A 15,234-nucleotide genomic window follows, 5' to 3' on the forward strand; every position below is an offset into this window, starting at 1 on the left:
ACAACCTGCCGGAAGATCACTTGAATCGGGAGCGTTTTATCCCTTTTAATGCGTGTAACAGAACGTGAGCTGCGGCTCTGCTTGTCATATCCCGAAAATCGAGGGTGGGATCAACTTCAACGATTTCGATCCCTGCGACATTGGGCTCTTGTGCGATGTACTTGATTGCTTCGAGTAATTCGTCTGTATAGAGGCCGCCCGGCCCAATCGCTGGACAGCCGGGTGCGTGAGACTGGTCTAAGACATCCATATCAACAGATATAAAAATAAAGTCTGTTTGAACAGCAGGCAGGATTTCTTTAATAGTCGGGATCAGGCCTTTCTCACGAATCATTCCCATCGTGTGGATGTCCACGTGATGATTTTTCGCGTATGTTTCATAAGCCAAGCTGTTGCTGAATTCTCTGATACCCAGTTGAATCAAATGCTGACCTTCTATGATCTCTTCATCCAAAAGGCGGCGGAAGGGGGTGCCGTTTGTCGGCCCCCCGTCCTCAGTGTTCCGCACATCATGATGGGCATCAAATTGAATAACGGCTGTCGTTCCTTTCGTTTGCGCAATCGCTTTTATGGTGGAGTAGCTGATGGAGTTATCTCCCCCGAGTATGAGCGGCACCCAATCTGGATAATCCGAAAGCAGAGCATGCATGGTTTGGAAGATTTGATCATGTGATTTCACGATATCAGTCACATGAATATCGACATCCCCCAGATCATAAAGAAAATCTGATACGACATGTTCCCCAAGCTCAGCAGAATAAGCCGATGAATGTTTTAGAGCCTGGCGTATTGTTCCGGGGGCAAAGGAAGCGCCGGAATGACTGATGGACGATTTTGATAGGGGGACACCTATCAGTCCCGGCCCCTTAATGCTTTGGCCGTTCCATTTTTCTATCAGATCGCTCATTTTTGTGACATCTCGGTCTTTAAACGAAGAACCTGCCTCTCTGAGAAAAGGGTATTTATTCATAAATGCCTCCCTCCCTGTTGACTACAATTGTTCCGTTTTTCATGACTTGATGTACATGATTGACGCCGTAGTGATACGGAATATACATGTAATTCGAGGCTTGCCAAATGACAAGATCTGCAGAGCGTCCAGCTTTGAGCTGCCCTGCTTCATCACCTTTTCCTATGGCATATGCGGCATTGACTGTGACGGCATGCCATATTTCTTCTGCGGTCATTTTCAGGTGAAGCGCGGCAATCGACATGATCAGCTGAATATTTTCAGTTGGGGAGCTGCCCGGATTAAAGTCCGTTGCCAAGCTGACACGTACCCCCGCATCAATCATGTCTCTTGCTCTGGCATATGTGTGTTTGCCAAGGTAAAACGTCGTGCCCGGCAAGAGGACAGCAATGGTTCCTGATTCAGCCATTTGCTGTATGCCTTCATTTGAGGCGCCCACCAAGTGATCGGCTGAGACAGCTCTTAGCTCAGCCGCTAATTCAGCTCCTCCAAGAGGATCAATTTCATCAGCGTGGATTTTTAATCCGAATCCCGCCTCAGCCGCTTTTTTTAAGTAACGTCGGGATTGGCTGACTGTAAAAACGCCTGTTTCTGTAAAAATATCTGCAAAGGCTGCGAGCTCTTCCGCTTTTATTTCCGGCAAGAGAGCCAGCATGCGATCTAAAAACTCATCGGGGCGCTCCTTATTTTCAGGAGGAATGGCATGAGTGCCCATGAAAGTGGAGACAAGGTCAATGGGCTGGCTCTCATGCAGTTGTTTCGCGACACGCAATTGTTTCAGCTCTGTATCTTTATCTAATCCGTAGCCGCTCTTCACTTCAGCCGTGGTCGTGCCGTATGACAGCATTCTTTTCAGATGTAAATGGCCTTTTTGCAGCAGCTCTTCCTCCGAGGCAGCCCGGGTGTCTTTGACAGTGGACAAAATCCCGCCGCCCTGCGCCAGAATTTCTAAATAGGAAATGCCCTGAAGCTTTAGATTCATCTCCTTTTCCCGAGATCCGCCAAATACAAGATGGGTATGCGGATCGATGAGGCCCGGCGTTACAAGCCGTCCCGAACAGTCAATGATTTCGTCTGCCTCGTAATCGGCTTCAGCCCCTTTTTTTCCGGCGAACACAATCTTCTGTTCGTGGATTCCGACAACAGCATCTTCGATCACATGAAGATCCTGCATGCTTTTGCCCGCGCGGGGGCCGCTGCTTTCCATCGTCAAAAGCTGACCAATGTTGATGAGTATCGTATCAATTTGTTTCGGCATGTCATCACTCCCTTATTTTTGCATCGGCACGATAATGTCTTGTTTTTTCGCTACTTCAACAGCACGTTCATAACCCGCATCCGCATGACGGATAATGCCCATTCCCGGATCGCTCGTTAAGACTCGGGCAAGCCGTTCGTCAGCCAGCTTGCTTCCATCGGCAACCGCAACCATACCGGCATGCAGAGAATAGCCCATTCCAACGCCGCCGCCATGGTGGAAGGAAACCCAGCTCGCACCCGCCGCTGTGTTGACAAGCGCATTTAGCACAGCCCAATCGCCGACAGCGTCACTTCCGTCCATCATCGCTTCTGTCTCCCGATTTGGAGAGGCGACAGACCCGCAGTCCAGATGATCTCTCCCAATGACGACAGGCGCTTTTAGCTCCCCGTTTCGAACCAATTCGTTAATGGCAAGCCCCATCTTTTTTCGTTCTCCGTATCCAAGCCAGCAAATACGGGACGGCAAGCCTTGGAAAGCGACTTTTTCCTGAGCCATATCGATCCAGCGGTGAAGGGCTTTATTTGCCGGGAACAGTTCTTTTAATAACGCATCCGTACGGTAAATATCTGCCGGATCACCGGAAAGCGCCGCCCAGCGGAATGGCCCTTTTCCTTCACAGAATAAGGGGCGGATATAAGCAGGGACAAACCCCGGAAAATCGAAGGCATTCTCCAGCCCTTCATCCTTAGCAACTTGCCGAATATTGTTACCGTAGTCAAATACAACTGAGCCCTTTTGTTGAAAGGCCAGCATGGCTTCCACATGTTTTTTCATGCTTTGTTTCGCAAGGCGCACGTAAAGGTCTGGATTGTCTTGGCGCAAACGATCAGCTTCATCAAGTGAATAGCCCTCAGGAACATAACCGATTAATGGGTCATGGGCAGACGTCTGATCGGTGACGATATCAATGGTGACGCCGCGGTTCAGAAGAGTATGGTGAACCTCTGCCGCATTTCCAAGAAGAGCGATGGAGAGAGGTTTTCCTGCTAGCTTTGCTTCTTCAGCCCACGCTAAGGCTTCCTCAATCGACGCTGTTTTCCGGTCACAGTATTTTGTTTCAATTCGTTTATCGATTCGTTTCTCATCAACCTCGACGGCAATCACAACTCCATCATTCATCGTGACAGACAGCGGCTGGGCGCCTCCCATTCCACCGAGCCCGGCTGTCAGCGTCAATGTCCCTTTTAAGCTTCCTCCGAAATGCTGTCTCGCGAGCTCAGCGAAGGTTTCATAGGTTCCTTGCAAAATGCCTTGTGAGCCAATGTAAATCCAGCTGCCTGCTGTCATTTGCCCGTACATCATTAACCCTTTTTTCTCAAGCTCGTGGAAATGCTCCCAGTTCGCCCACTTCGGAACAAGCACAGAGTTTGCTAAAAGCACGCGCGGCGCCTGCGGGTGTGTACGGAACATGCCAACGGGCTTTCCGGATTGCACGAGCAATGTCTCATCATGTTTTAGTGTTTTTAAGGATTGCTCAATGGCGTGAAAAGCGTCCCAATCCCGTGCGGCTTTGCCAATCCCGCCATATACAATCAGGTCCTCCGGCTTCTCGGCGACTTCCGGATCAAGATTGTTTCGAAGCATCCGAAGCACCGCCTCTTGCTCCCACCCTAAGCATTCAAGTTCTGTTCCTCTATTGGCACGGATTGATTTTTTTACATCAGTCATATGTTCATCCCCCTTAGTTCTTCTTTCTGATAATTAGGTAATAAAGATTCCTTCTTCAGCCAGTCAGTCAAGCGTTCAATGTCATAGGAAAAAACACGGTCCTGTTGAATGGACGGCACGACTTTTCTCATTTCTTGAAAAAGCTGTTTGGTGTAGGAGGCTGCATGTTCTATGCCTCTGTATTCAACAGCCTGCAATGCGCAAATTGCTTCAATCGCAATCACTCTTCTTGTATTTGCGATCACCTGATAAGCATGCCGCGCGGCGATGGTTCCCATGCTGACGTGGTCTTCTTGGTTGGCGGATGACGGAATAGAGTCCACACTTGCGGGATGGGCCAGGGTTTTATTTTCAGAAACAAGTGAGGCCGCGGCATACTGCATGATCATTGCACCGGATTGCAGACCGGGATGAGGGCTTAGGAATGGCGGCAGGTCATTCAGCTGCGGGTTTACAAGGCGCTCTATCCTGCGTTCTGCGATATTCGCAAGCTCTGATACTGCGATTTTTAGAAAATCCATGGCAAAGGCGATCGGCTGTCCGTGAAAGTTTCCGCCAGAAATGACTTTGTCCCCGTCATTGAAAATAAGAGGGTTGTCCGTAGCTGCATTCATCTCAATCTCTAATTTTTCTTTCACATAGCCTAACGTCTGCCAGGTCGCACCGTGCACTTGCGGAATACAGCGCAATGAATAAGCATCCTGAACCCGCAGTTCTCCCTGAGAGGTCGTCAAGCTGCTGTCAGATAGATAAAAACGGATTCGCTCTGCGACATCGATCTGCTCCTGATAGCCGCGGGCGGAGTGAATATCCTCGTCAAACGCATCGATAATTCCGCGGAGCCCTTCAATCGTTAAGCTGGCAATGCGCTCTGTTTGATAGGCTAGTTTTTCCGCTTCAATGTATGCGACCACACCCATAGCAGTCATGGCCTGAGTCCCGTTAATCAAGGCAAGCCCTTCCTTGGATGTCAGTGATACCGGCTGAATTCCAGCTTTTTTCAAGCCATTCATTGCCGGCATCCTTTCTCCCTCAAAAAAGACTTCTCCTTGCCCGATCAGCGCAAGCGCCAGATGGGAGAGCGGCGCCAGATCCCCGCTTGCGCCAAGTGATCCCTGCTGGGGGATGACAGGATGGACGCGTTTATTTAAAAAGGCAAGCAATTGTTCGATCAGCTCAGCGCGTACACCGGAAAAGCCTTTTAACAGCGCATTGGCGCGCAAAAGCAGCATGGCCCGAGAAACACACTCAGGAAAAGGATCGCCGACTCCGCAGGCATGAGAAAGGATTAAATTCAGCTGCAGCGCCGCTGAGTCTTCTTTCTGAATCAAGACATCACTGAATTTGCCAAACCCGGTGGTGATGCCGTAAATTGTCTTTTCCTCGTGTACAATCCGTTCCACTGCCGCTCTGCTTTTCTTCACGCGTTCCATACTTTCCTCGGAAGCCGCTGCCTCTTCAAAATCAAACAGCACACGAGCAACGTCCACTGTTGTCAATGAAGAACCGTCTAAAGTCACCATAAGCCCAACTCCTTTTTCTTTACTTTGGTAAAGCACCCATACAAAAAGGGGCTATGCTGTGAAAATTTGATTTCACGCATAGCCCCCTATCGTCTAAGATCTATGGGCTGTTTCATATGTGATTAATTCCAACGCCGAATGTTTCATGCTCAAGTCCCTTAATCGGTGCTCCTATTGTTCCGTAAAGCGAGACAGCGATCCAATCGCCTTCCGCTTCACTTTCATAAGGATTTCCCCTCAAAACGGCAAACCTCAAGCCCACCGTCCGAAGCAGCGATCCTAGCAGCATTTCACCTCTGGTCACGCCATGCAAAGCCTCCATCGTCGCATGATAAAGCGCATGTGACTCGCGATAGCCCTCAGATTGAATGACACCGCTCTTTTTGGAAGCGGTTTCAATTGCGGCTACTACTTTATGCGCGTCCATTGATCCTACCTTGCCAAGACAGACCTTCCATCCATCTCGCTCCAGCTCCTCGACCTGTGTACGTTCTTCAGCTTCATGAAGCAGCAGAAGAACAGACAGCCGGCCGATCCGGCGCTCTTTATGCAGTGTCATATGAATCACTCAATTCCTAAAAATTCTGATAACTATTAACTGAGTATTATATTAAGTGTTTCAGCAATAGAAGTCAAAAGGTTTTTTACAGTCTTTAACAAGTTAGATTGGTATTGTGATATCGTGATGCAGAAATCTCAGCACATTGCACATCATAGCCAGATAGGTGTGTGGATGGCGGCGCACTCTTGGACACAGGAGCCTATGCGCTCTCGTTCGCAAGGTATTTTCTCACGAGCCAGCCGAATGAAATCCTCAGCCCTGCCAAGCCGACTGTAGACGAGCAGTCGGGCATCATCTTAAAAAACACCGACAACGAAATGGTTGTCATATCGCTGACCATGCGCGCAAAAATGCCAAAAAGGGGCGTGGTCGCTGAAGAAAACGGCCCTTTATCACAGTCGACGACTTTACAAAGCCGGGCAAAGCAGTCATTACATACGCCAATGGAAAAACAGAGATGATTGAAGAAGGAGAAACCGCAAAAGGGTTGAACTATGAAGAAGAGGATATGCAAGCAGCAGTCCTGCACCAAACAGGCAGCCAGACCATCAGTCTCTCCAAGGAATGTCATGAGCATCTTGGACAATGTCAGAGAACAGTGGGGCTTACCTACCCGTTTGAATATGAAAACATCCGGCCTTCCTAAAGGGCGGGTGTTCCTTCATAAAATGTAAGCGCTTAAAAATTTAATAAAAAAGAGAGGCGAACTGTACAGATGTTCAACCGATTGCTCCGTGTATGTTTTCTTGCAGCCCTTATCATGGCCTTCACCCTGCCAAACTCTGTCTATGCGCAAAAGGCAGAAAAACCCGTCTTTAAAGAAGTCAGTGTCCATGATCCTTCCATCATTGAGTCAAACGGCACCTTTTATGTTTTTGGATCTCATCTCGCTTCAGCAAAAACGAATGACCTCATGCAATGGCAGCAGCTGACCACCAGCGTCAGCAACAACAACCCTCTTATTCCCAATGTCTATGAAGAATTAAAAGATACCTTCGAATGGGCGCAATCCAATACCCTGTGGGCGGCTGATGTCGCGCAGCTGGCGGACGGCAAATACTATATGTATTACAACGCCTGCCGCGGTGACTCTCCAAGATCCGCCATGGGAGTAGCCGTCGCTGATAACATCGAAGGCCCGTACAAAAACAAAGGCATCTTTTTGAAATCAGGCATGGAAGGCACAAGCAGTGACGGAACACCTTATGACGCAACCAAACACCCGAACGTCGTAGACCCACATACCTTCTTTGATAAAGACGGCAAGCTGTGGATGGTGTACGGATCATACTCAGGCGGCATTTTCATTCTTGAGATGAATCCGAAAACGGGCTTCCCGCTCCCTGGACAGGGCTACGGCAAAAAACTGCTCGGCGGCAACCACAGCAGAATCGAAGGCCCGTATGTGCTCTACAATCCAGACACCCAGTATTACTACTTATACCTATCATATGGCGGTCTTGACGCAACTGGCGGTTATAACATCCGTGTCGCCCGCTCCAAGAATCCGGATGGCCCGTATTATGATGCAGAGGGCAACTCAATGATTGACGTCCGCGGCAAAGAAGGCACATTCTTCGACGACCGCTCCATCGAACCATACGGCGTCAAACTCATGGGCAGCTATTCATTTGAAACAGAAAATGAAAAAGGAACCGGCTATGTCTCACCGGGCCACAACTCCGCATACTATGACGAAAAAACCGGACGCTCCTATTTAATCTTCCACACCCGCTTCCCGGGCAGGGGTGAAGAACATGAAGTCAGAGTCCATCAAATGTTCATGAATAAAGACGGCTGGCCGGTAGTGGCGCCATATCGTTACGCAGGAGAAATACTGGAAAAAGCAAAACAAAAAGACATCACAGGAACCTACAAGCTCATTCAGCACAGTAAAGACATCTCAGCAGACATCAAAAAAACCATCAACATTCAGCTCAACAAAGACCACACCATTTCCGGGGAAATGACCGGAACGTGGAAGAAAACTGGAAATGACGCAGCCGAAATCACGTTAGCCGGCAAGAAGTATAATGGCGTATTTTTACGCCAGTGGGATTCGGTGAGAGAGAAGAACGTGATGACGTTTAGTGTGTTGAATGGCAGCGGTGAGGCTGTATGGGGATCTAAATAAGATGGAGACGGCGCCTTCTATGGAAAGGCGCTTTTTCCTTTTACATAAGATGACGTTTCCAGATTATAAATGTTTTATCACCTATATTGACGATAAGAAATGGGGAAGGACAGAAAGCGAAAGAGAAAAGGTTAGGGGAATAAGACCTATTCTTATAGTCCTTTTATGTTGAATGTCACTACTTATTATAGAGGATCGATAGGTTTATAGCGATTTAGACCCTCTACATTTCTGTTTAACACAAACCTTTTTACCTATTTATCCAATATGATCCATCATGTAATATGAAAATAGTCTGTATTGTCAAAGATTAACACAGTTTGATAGAAACACGAGGTGTTGCGGCATGCATAGTGAAATGTTGTTACATTCGGTCAAAGCCGACTTACATGAAAAACAGGAACAGATCCATCAGTTAAAACGAGTGCTGCACGAAATCAGGCAAATCAAACACGAATTTTCCGAGGCCCAGCATCTCATTCATCGGCCTCATCTTAACGGGAATGCATGGAGAGGAACACATGCTGAGCGGTTTGAAGATATTCGTGAAGGAATGAACAAAGCATATCGTCAAATCAAAAGCGAACAAGTCAACGGAATCATCGAAAGTATAGATGAAAAAATTCACTCTCTAGAGGGTGACGTCTATTCCATGAGACGCCAAATCACGAGAATAGAGCATGAAATAGAGAAGGAAAAACATAAAAAGTGAGGTGAGCGCAAATGGCACAGGAAATCAAAATGGTCTATGGAACCGTCAAACAGGGACTTTCTCAGCTTAAGAACTCAGCTGAACTCAAGTCCTCCTTGCCCGGCCATCTCTCAGGACGAAACCATTTGAATGTTGTAAAGTCCATCGAGCAATTAAATGAGGACATCAAAGAGCTCACTGAAGCATATGCGTCCGTTCTCGCCAAGCATATCGCACAAACGGAAAGTGCGGTAAACGCCATGAAGGAAACGGACGAAAACATATCATCTTCCATGAAATAAAGCGCGGGAGGACAAGGGATTGAAAACATTAGATGTCCACGCTCTTCACGAGGGCATTCAGCATACGATTGAAAAACTGGACAAGCAGAAACAGCAGCTGGAGAAGCTGGAAAAAAGTGTTGAGCATCTGGCAGGCATGAAGGATGCGTTAAAAGGAAAAGGCGGAGATGCCATCCGGACCTTCTACGAGGAGTGCCACAAGCCTTTTCTCCTTTTCTTTGGCATGTTTATCGACGAATATAAAAAAGTGCTGAAACAAACACAGCATGCGATTTCCTCTGTAGAATCTGACTCCCACGGCATGATTGCAGAGGATTTTCTCTCACACGATGCCAGACACGGGGTCAAGCATGCACGAGAAGTGACAGAGCAGCTCACAGACGCAGTGAATCGTCAGACATCAGCCATTGATCACATCGTCAGCCTGCCGACGGTCAATGACTCCTTTTTTCGGTTGGAAACAGAGCAGGCTGAGCGGCTGATTACAGACACCCTGCATAAGCTCTTTCAATTTGACGGCCAGCAAACCAACGCATTAGAAACGGCAAAATCAGATTTTCAAACGATGAAAAAATATATCGATCAGCTAGAAACCATGTACACCGGTCCTAAAATTGAAATCACAGGGTACAAAAGCGGTTCCATCTTGAAATCACAGGAAGAAGAAAAGATCAACCAAACATTTGGCGCCATCAATCCGCAAATGAAACAGCCGGATGATTCACCGATGGAGATGATGCTGAAGAAACTGGAGAAACATAAGCAATCAAACGTTGATTCTGTGATGATGGATGACAAACAACAAAAGATCGAGCGTGAGATTTATGGTGATGACAGTAACTTGACGGTACTGCAGAAAGAAGCAGCTAAGATATCTCTAAAAGTAGCTGGAGATATTCGAGTGATAAATGGTAAACTTTATAACGTTAAGGGCTGGAAAGTGGTCCAAAGAGTAGATGTTGCTGATGAAACTGTGAGGGATCAAGCAGATATTAACTATATCGGCGGAGTATACAGTATCTACGAAAATGGCCAAATCGTTCGGCGATATCTTAAAAATGGTAAACCTAGTATAGAAATTGTTGAAAAGATTCCAGAAGGCAGAAGTGTTGGTGGAGTTAAAAATATTGATGAAGAAGTACCTGGTTTAGGGAAAATAACGGATACAATAGGTGAATTTTTTGTTGTTAATGATGGAATTCGGGCAACAACTGGCGAGGATCCTAAAACTAATAAAAAAGTGTCGGTTGATGAACGAATATTGAGTACTCTTTTTATTATTCCTATTGCTAAGATTGGAAAGTATGTTTTTGTGTGGAGCAAGGGAGAGAAAGCACTAAAGAGAGTTCCGAGTGTAGAAAAAGAAATAGGCAAAATTAATATTCCTTATAAATTTGCAAATCGAAATAAATTAGAAGGACATTTCAAAAAACATGGTAATGAGTTTAAAGGTATTTATAAAAATGCTGAACAATACCTGAAAGGTGCACAATATATAGTTAATAACGGTACAAAAGTTCAGTATCGATATAAACTAAAAGACGGCACGATTGAAATCCGAACAGGTTATGTTAAATTTATGGGAACTACAAGGAAAGGCGCAGCTAAATTCGAATTTGTAGGTACAAATAATCAAGGGTATATCACCACTTATCATGTTGAGAGTGACAAGGACTTTTGGAAGATGTTGAATGGCGACAAGCATATGAAGGTGATTAATCCTATTCATTAACTAAAGAGGTGATACTGTTATGTATAGTGCATATGTAAAGGGATTTAATTCAGATATAGAAGAAGAAGTAATATTAGAAGTAAACGGTGTAGAAATAATAGGTTTCATGCCATTTGGTATTCATTTTGAACCGAAAAGGGGTATCCAGTATCCAATCTCGATGTCTTTAGTTGTTTTGGACGATTTAGATATTCAAGAGGTAAAGGACTTTGAATTTGGGTTCTACCGTATAGATGAAAGTTATTCCTATAAGATCAAGGGCATCTTAAATTGCGAAAAAAAGACTATTAACGCTGGATTTGAGTTAAGCCTTGAAGATGAAATGCTCGAAGACTTGTGGCAATATGATAATAAAAACATCCAAATTAAGGTTGATAGGATTAACATCGAATTTGCAGAAGAATAATAGATGAAACATATAAAGGTTATAGTAAGAGACTTTCGATTGAGAATAAATGATTTTGAATTTTATCCTGACATAGAAATATATGATGAGTTTGAGAATGATAAATTAATATTTTTTGAAGGTAGTGAATCGGCATTAATGTCAATTGATTTAAATGATAACAATGAAAATCCAATTTACTATTATGATATTCAAATTGCAACTTCTCTTACCGAATTTTTAAGAAAAATAGAAGAGAACGATCAGTATTATCTTGATTTATTAAATGATGAATGATTTACACATTATAGCTTTAAAATGAAATATCTAATATGGGGTAGTTATCCCATTATCTCTCCCTAAAAGGAGCGAGATGACATGTTATCGATCAGTAAACAAGAGGAACCTGTTTTTCAGTTTTTGGCTGGAACATTCCATCAGGATATTGAATCTCCTGATGACGCTTTACAAGAGTTGTTAACAGAGGAAAGTAAGGAATATTTGGAGTATGCTATTGTCTTTTTAACGGATTTTATTGAAAGTGAGCATTCAGATAACGAGAAAAATGATTACATTCAATCTTGCGCAGATGGCGTGTATTTTCCTGCGTTTAATTTAGAACCAATTGAATGGCTAAAAAATGTAATAGTACAAATAAAGAAGTCTTTAAATAATTTAAACGATGACGATTCTTAAGCTTTTCAAGATTTTTTAAGCCAAGAACGACGTTCAAGCCGAAATCATTTACACGCTGGGCGAGCCGGCACACGAAATTTTAAATACCGCAAAAGCGAAAGGTGTCTGCCTGATCGTAGTCGGCAGCCGGGGGCATCAGCGGCCTGAAAGAGATGATGCTTGGTAGTGTCAGCCACAAAGTGTCTCAATTATCGCCTTGTCCTGTATTAATTGTTCGATAGATAAAAATGTACATGTTACCCAAAAGAGGCGCTCCCTTAATCAGTAAGGGGACGCCTCTTTCTTGTTTGGCTTCAAATATTAATACGCATATGTTTAAATGACCAATATACTTTTATATCTTTATTTCTCTGTTGATTTATTGGCCGGCGCAAACCAGCCGAATAAAGCAATGGCTACTAATACGCCGTAGAAGATTAGCGTCCAGGTGGTGCTGTGTGGAAAGTGATGATCTAGGATTCCAATGTCTTCATGGGCAAGGGTAATGACCACCAGTTTGACGCCGACCCAGGCCACAATGGCATATGCGGTTGTTTCCAGTGCAGGGCGTTGATTAAGAAGCTTTACAAACCAAGTTGCTGCAAACTTAATTAGGATAAGGCCTGCAATCCCACCTAGGACAACAATAATAAATTGTCCTCCATCCATGCCGCCGAAATCATCAAGTGGTGAATCAGGAAGCCCGAGAGCTAAAGCAACCGCAGCCAGAATCGAATCAATGGCAAAAGCGAGGTCCGCTAAAGCAATTTTTCCGACTGTGGGCCAGAAACCTTTCCCGGCAGCCTCCTCTTTGTCCTCCTCATGAATATTCTTACTTTTTTTCCCGAAACGGGCCTTAATCACATGCTTTAAGCCCAGGTAAAGAAGATACGCTGCTCCTATCGCCTGAATCTGCCAGACGTTTGCGATAAACGAAATGGCAAAAAGCGCCGCAAATCGGAAGGCAAATGCCATTATGATACCATAATTTATCGCTTTCTTTTTCTGATCATTGGGTAAATGCTTGGCGATAACTGCCAGTACAAGAGCATTGTCAGCCGATAGCAGTCCTTCTAATCCGATTAAAATGAACAATGTCCAGACATATTCAAGCCAGATAGACTCCATCCACATCTTTCCTTTCTAAAATGTAAAGTATGCCGTAAAAGTATCAATATCAACAGTATTACCCTTCTCATTTATAGTTAACTCTAAAGAGTAGTTCGGTATTTAATGGATTTTTCTTTCTTACTAGAAAAAATAACCTGGAACAAGAAAGGAATCCGGGGCTTTTTTGAAACAGATACAGATGTAAAATAGTCATTTGATCATTTCATCGTGCACCTGAAGCTTGAACCATAATGATCTCTCTCCTTAAAAAACAGGTGAGTTTTTTGGTAAATGTCTGTATGATAAACATATGGAAAATAGAGGATGGGTGGCGATCCTACATGATATTACAAACTATAATATGCAAGCTTATGTAAAATTATCAAAGTGAGTAAAAGCAGAAAATGGCAAAAAAAGAATGACTAATTACTGGGGCAAATAGAGAAACGGCAATCAGCTTTTCGGCGGTCACATAATCTTTAGCGGACAGCTTTCGGGTCGATGGAGTAGATATTCAAACAAATGAAATGTCAGAATTTATAGTAAACAGGAAGAGGCAGACTTGTCTGAAGTCCAGCAGACGGAATCTTTGATGCCAAAGCTTGAAAAAAAGCCAATTACATCCGGATATCTTATTCACGCAGCAGGAATATGGGAAATCACCCCTGTTCTAGAATGATCAGCCGCATCATTCAAATAGTCATATACATGATAGCAAGGCTGTAATCTGAGGGGGGAAAACAAGGTGTATGATTAACATCGCTCTGTGTCCACTTAATGGCATAGCCTGCGCGGGCTATTTATAATGTCCTCCAAGCATGCGGTCATCAGACTGACAAAGCAGCTCGCTATGTTCAAAGGGAATCAGGAATAGCATTTCAACGGGTGTGATCCAAACAGAATTAACGGAAGAATCGTTTCAAGGACGATGAAATGGTTCAGTTATTATAGATAATCATGCCCCTCATACGCGAGGGCAGTCAAGTAAAATATCGTTTCTCTATGACGTTAATGCTTCTAATGCGGCACACTTTATTACAGCTCAAACTTAGCCATAGACGGCTGGACGGCCGGACGGCCGGCAAGAAACTATAATAAAGGGTGCATTTCCATATACATAACTGGAGGTAGAATACGTTTGATGCAGCAAAATCTTTTATTATTACCAAAACAAAAATCAACAGCCGTGCTGAAAATGGTCATCTCTATGGTGATTTTCGGTTCCATTGGCTTTTTTTCAGAGCATACCAATCTGCCGTCATTTGAATTGGTATTTGTCCGCTGTCTGTGCGCGACGTTATTTTTAAGCGTCTGCTGGCTGGCGTCCGGTCAGCATAAAACTGAAAAATGGAGCAAGCGGGAAGTCCTGCAAACATTAGCATGCGGTTTCTTTCTGGTATTTAATTGGGTCTTCTTATTTAAGTCTTTTGAAGAAACGTCAGTTACCATTGCCATCTCTGTATACCACCTTGCGCCTGTTCTTGTTCTTCTCCTGGGGAGTATCATTTATAGAGAAAAATTAAATGTGATATCAGTCAGTTCCATTATGATCTGTTTTCTTGGAACGGCGCTGATTTCAGGCATTAACGGCAATACTTCATTCAGCCAGCTGATGGGATCGGGTATCATTTGGGCCGTTCTCGCCGCTCTGTTTTACGCATTCACAACGTTATTAGGAAAGGGCATTCACAATCTGAGCCCCTATACGACAACCTTTTTGCAGACCGGATTAGGTGTCATCATCCTCCTTCCGTTTATTCATTTTGGCGCTTTTGCTGACCTGTCTCAGGGGAACTGGATCATGGTCGTCTCCACTGGTATTATTCATACAGGTATTGTGTATTTGCTGTTTTTTGACAGCTTGCGATTTTTATCAACGAAATTTATTTCGGTCATTGTCTTCCTCGACCCCGCTGTCGCGATCGTGCTCGATACCGTGTTTACGGGATTCCGCCCGGACTTTTATCAAACGATCGGCATTGTGATGATCTTTGCTGGTATGGCTTCAACGCTTGTGAGGAGGCAGGGGAAGGCGGATGCAGCTGCTGAAGAAAAGGATTTAGAACAATTTCAATCATGATAGAAAAAAGTGTAAAGGCCTTAAAGGGCCTTTTTTTGATTTTTTGGGTCTTTTTGCTCTGTCCAAATCTTAAAATAAGATAAATTTTCTAGAAAAATATTGTAATAATATTTCAGTGACGTTAACATTGTTGAGTAAATA

The 15,234-nt window shown here is 44.4% G+C and carries 15 protein-coding genes and 2 pseudogenes; 11 read left to right on the forward strand and 6 right to left on the reverse strand.

The genetic code is table 11. The features are described 5' to 3' along the window. Positions 1 to 16: 16 nt before the first annotated feature. From hutG to hutP, 5 genes are all read right to left on the reverse strand, one after another. Positions 17 to 970, reverse strand: a complete 954-nt coding sequence (hutG, locus tag NST16_RS19040) for a formimidoylglutamase (RefSeq protein ID WP_326203858.1) — start codon at positions 968 to 970, stop codon at positions 17 to 19. Beyond that, on the reverse strand, positions 963 to 2,228 hold the full coding sequence (gene hutI, locus NST16_RS19045) for an imidazolonepropionase (RefSeq protein ID WP_340888045.1): 1,266 nt from the start codon (positions 2,226 to 2,228) through the stop codon (positions 963 to 965). The genes hutG and hutI overlap by 8 nt, the downstream gene beginning before the upstream one ends. Positions 2,229 to 2,240: 12 nt before the next feature. After that, entirely contained in the window at positions 2,241 to 3,899 is a 1,659-nt protein-coding gene (hutU, locus tag NST16_RS19050) for a urocanate hydratase (RefSeq protein ID WP_229148386.1), read from the reverse strand. Beyond that, positions 3,896 to 5,422: a histidine ammonia-lyase gene (gene hutH, locus NST16_RS19055; RefSeq protein WP_340888048.1), complete on the reverse strand. Its 1,527-nt coding sequence runs from the start codon at positions 5,420 to 5,422 to the stop codon at positions 3,896 to 3,898. The genes hutU and hutH overlap by 4 nt, the downstream gene beginning before the upstream one ends. Positions 5,423 to 5,534: 112 nt before the next feature. Further along, positions 5,535 to 5,981 carry a hut operon transcriptional regulator HutP gene (hutP, locus tag NST16_RS19060; protein WP_010332488.1) on the reverse strand — a complete coding sequence of 149 codons (447 nt, stop codon included), beginning with the start codon at positions 5,979 to 5,981 and terminating at the stop codon, positions 5,535 to 5,537. Between the two features lie 188 nt (positions 5,982 to 6,169). On the opposite strand from hutP, the gene NST16_RS19065 reads away from it, so the two are divergent. From NST16_RS19065 to NST16_RS19110, 10 genes and pseudogenes are all read left to right on the forward strand, one after another. Next, positions 6,170 to 6,445, forward strand: a complete 276-nt coding sequence (locus NST16_RS19065; protein ID WP_286059256.1) for a hypothetical protein — start codon at positions 6,170 to 6,172, stop codon at positions 6,443 to 6,445. Next, positions 6,442 to 6,630, forward strand: coding sequence for a hypothetical protein (locus NST16_RS19070; RefSeq protein ID WP_340888051.1), 189 nt, complete (start codon positions 6,442 to 6,444; stop codon positions 6,628 to 6,630). The genes NST16_RS19065 and NST16_RS19070 overlap by 4 nt, the downstream gene beginning before the upstream one ends. A 69-nt stretch (positions 6,631 to 6,699) precedes the next feature. Beyond that, positions 6,700 to 8,118, forward strand: a complete 1,419-nt coding sequence (locus NST16_RS19075) for a glycoside hydrolase family 43 protein (protein WP_340888053.1) — start codon at positions 6,700 to 6,702, stop codon at positions 8,116 to 8,118. Between the two features lie 346 nt (positions 8,119 to 8,464). Beyond that, complete coding sequence (locus NST16_RS19080) at positions 8,465 to 8,830, forward strand: YwqH-like family protein (RefSeq protein ID WP_106019816.1); 366 nt, start codon at positions 8,465 to 8,467, stop codon at positions 8,828 to 8,830. Between the two features lie 11 nt (positions 8,831 to 8,841). Then, positions 8,842 to 9,111: a YwqI/YxiC family protein gene (locus NST16_RS19085; RefSeq protein ID WP_014481382.1), complete on the forward strand. Its 270-nt coding sequence runs from the start codon at positions 8,842 to 8,844 to the stop codon at positions 9,109 to 9,111. A gap of 19 nt (positions 9,112 to 9,130) precedes the next feature. Then, on the forward strand, positions 9,131 to 10,843 hold the full coding sequence (locus NST16_RS19090; protein ID WP_340888056.1) for a T7SS effector LXG polymorphic toxin: 1,713 nt from the start codon (positions 9,131 to 9,133) through the stop codon (positions 10,841 to 10,843). A 19-nt stretch (positions 10,844 to 10,862) separates the two neighbouring features. Next, on the forward strand, positions 10,863 to 11,249 hold the full coding sequence (locus NST16_RS19095; protein WP_268444863.1) for a hypothetical protein: 387 nt from the start codon (positions 10,863 to 10,865) through the stop codon (positions 11,247 to 11,249). A gap of 24 nt (positions 11,250 to 11,273) precedes the next feature. Then, positions 11,274 to 11,525: pseudogene (yxxD, locus tag NST16_RS19100) on the forward strand (type II toxin-antitoxin system antitoxin YxxD); the annotation flags it as partial. Between the two features lie 81 nt (positions 11,526 to 11,606). Beyond that, positions 11,607 to 11,924 carry a contact-dependent growth inhibition system immunity protein gene (locus tag NST16_RS19105; protein WP_340888059.1) on the forward strand — a complete coding sequence of 106 codons (318 nt, stop codon included), beginning with the start codon at positions 11,607 to 11,609 and terminating at the stop codon, positions 11,922 to 11,924. A 19-nt stretch (positions 11,925 to 11,943) separates the two neighbouring features. After that, a pseudogene (locus NST16_RS19110) lies at positions 11,944 to 12,145 on the forward strand (universal stress protein); the annotation flags it as partial. A 121-nt stretch (positions 12,146 to 12,266) separates the two neighbouring features. Here the strand turns inward: NST16_RS19110 and NST16_RS19115 are convergent. Next, positions 12,267 to 13,031, reverse strand: coding sequence for a TerC family protein (locus NST16_RS19115; protein WP_326232277.1), 765 nt, complete (start codon positions 13,029 to 13,031; stop codon positions 12,267 to 12,269). 1,123 nt (positions 13,032 to 14,154) lie between these two features. On the opposite strand from NST16_RS19115, the gene NST16_RS19120 reads away from it, so the two are divergent. Further along, entirely contained in the window at positions 14,155 to 15,093 is a 939-nt protein-coding gene (locus NST16_RS19120; RefSeq protein WP_340888432.1) for a DMT family transporter, read from the forward strand. The last annotated feature ends 141 nt before the right edge of the window (positions 15,094 to 15,234 follow it).

Source organism: Bacillus sp. FSL K6-1005 (assembly GCF_038000225.1).
In the GTDB taxonomy this organism is placed as follows: domain Bacteria; phylum Bacillota; class Bacilli; order Bacillales; family Bacillaceae; genus Bacillus; species Bacillus mojavensis.

What these genes read in the sequence shown, in the direction of transcription:
- hutG (WP_326203858.1), bottom strand. Translation starts at nt 970, where the DNA reads ATGAATAAATACCCTTTTCTCAGAGAGGCAGGTTCTTCGTTTAAAGAC.
- hutI (WP_340888045.1), bottom strand. Translation starts at nt 2,228, where the DNA reads ATGCCGAAACAAATTGATACGATACTCATCAACATTGGTCAGCTTTTG.
- hutU (WP_229148386.1), bottom strand. Translation starts at nt 3,899, where the DNA reads ATGACTGATGTAAAAAAATCAATCCGTGCCAATAGAGGAACAGAACTT.
- hutH (WP_340888048.1), bottom strand. Translation starts at nt 5,422, where the DNA reads ATGGTGACTTTAGACGGTTCTTCATTGACAACAGTGGACGTTGCTCGT.
- hutP (WP_010332488.1), bottom strand. Translation starts at nt 5,981, where the DNA reads ATGACACTGCATAAAGAGCGCCGGATCGGCCGGCTGTCTGTTCTTCTG.
- NST16_RS19070 (WP_340888051.1), top strand. Translation starts at nt 6,442, where the DNA reads ATGATTGAAGAAGGAGAAACCGCAAAAGGGTTGAACTATGAAGAAGAG.
- NST16_RS19075 (WP_340888053.1), top strand. Translation starts at nt 6,700, where the DNA reads ATGTTCAACCGATTGCTCCGTGTATGTTTTCTTGCAGCCCTTATCATG.
- NST16_RS19080 (WP_106019816.1), top strand. Translation starts at nt 8,465, where the DNA reads ATGCATAGTGAAATGTTGTTACATTCGGTCAAAGCCGACTTACATGAA.
- NST16_RS19085 (WP_014481382.1), top strand. Translation starts at nt 8,842, where the DNA reads ATGGCACAGGAAATCAAAATGGTCTATGGAACCGTCAAACAGGGACTT.
- NST16_RS19095 (WP_268444863.1), top strand. Translation starts at nt 10,863, where the DNA reads ATGTATAGTGCATATGTAAAGGGATTTAATTCAGATATAGAAGAAGAA.
- NST16_RS19105 (WP_340888059.1), top strand. Translation starts at nt 11,607, where the DNA reads ATGTTATCGATCAGTAAACAAGAGGAACCTGTTTTTCAGTTTTTGGCT.
- NST16_RS19115 (WP_326232277.1), bottom strand. Translation starts at nt 13,031, where the DNA reads ATGGAGTCTATCTGGCTTGAATATGTCTGGACATTGTTCATTTTAATC.
- NST16_RS19120 (WP_340888432.1), top strand. Translation starts at nt 14,155, where the DNA reads ATGCAGCAAAATCTTTTATTATTACCAAAACAAAAATCAACAGCCGTG.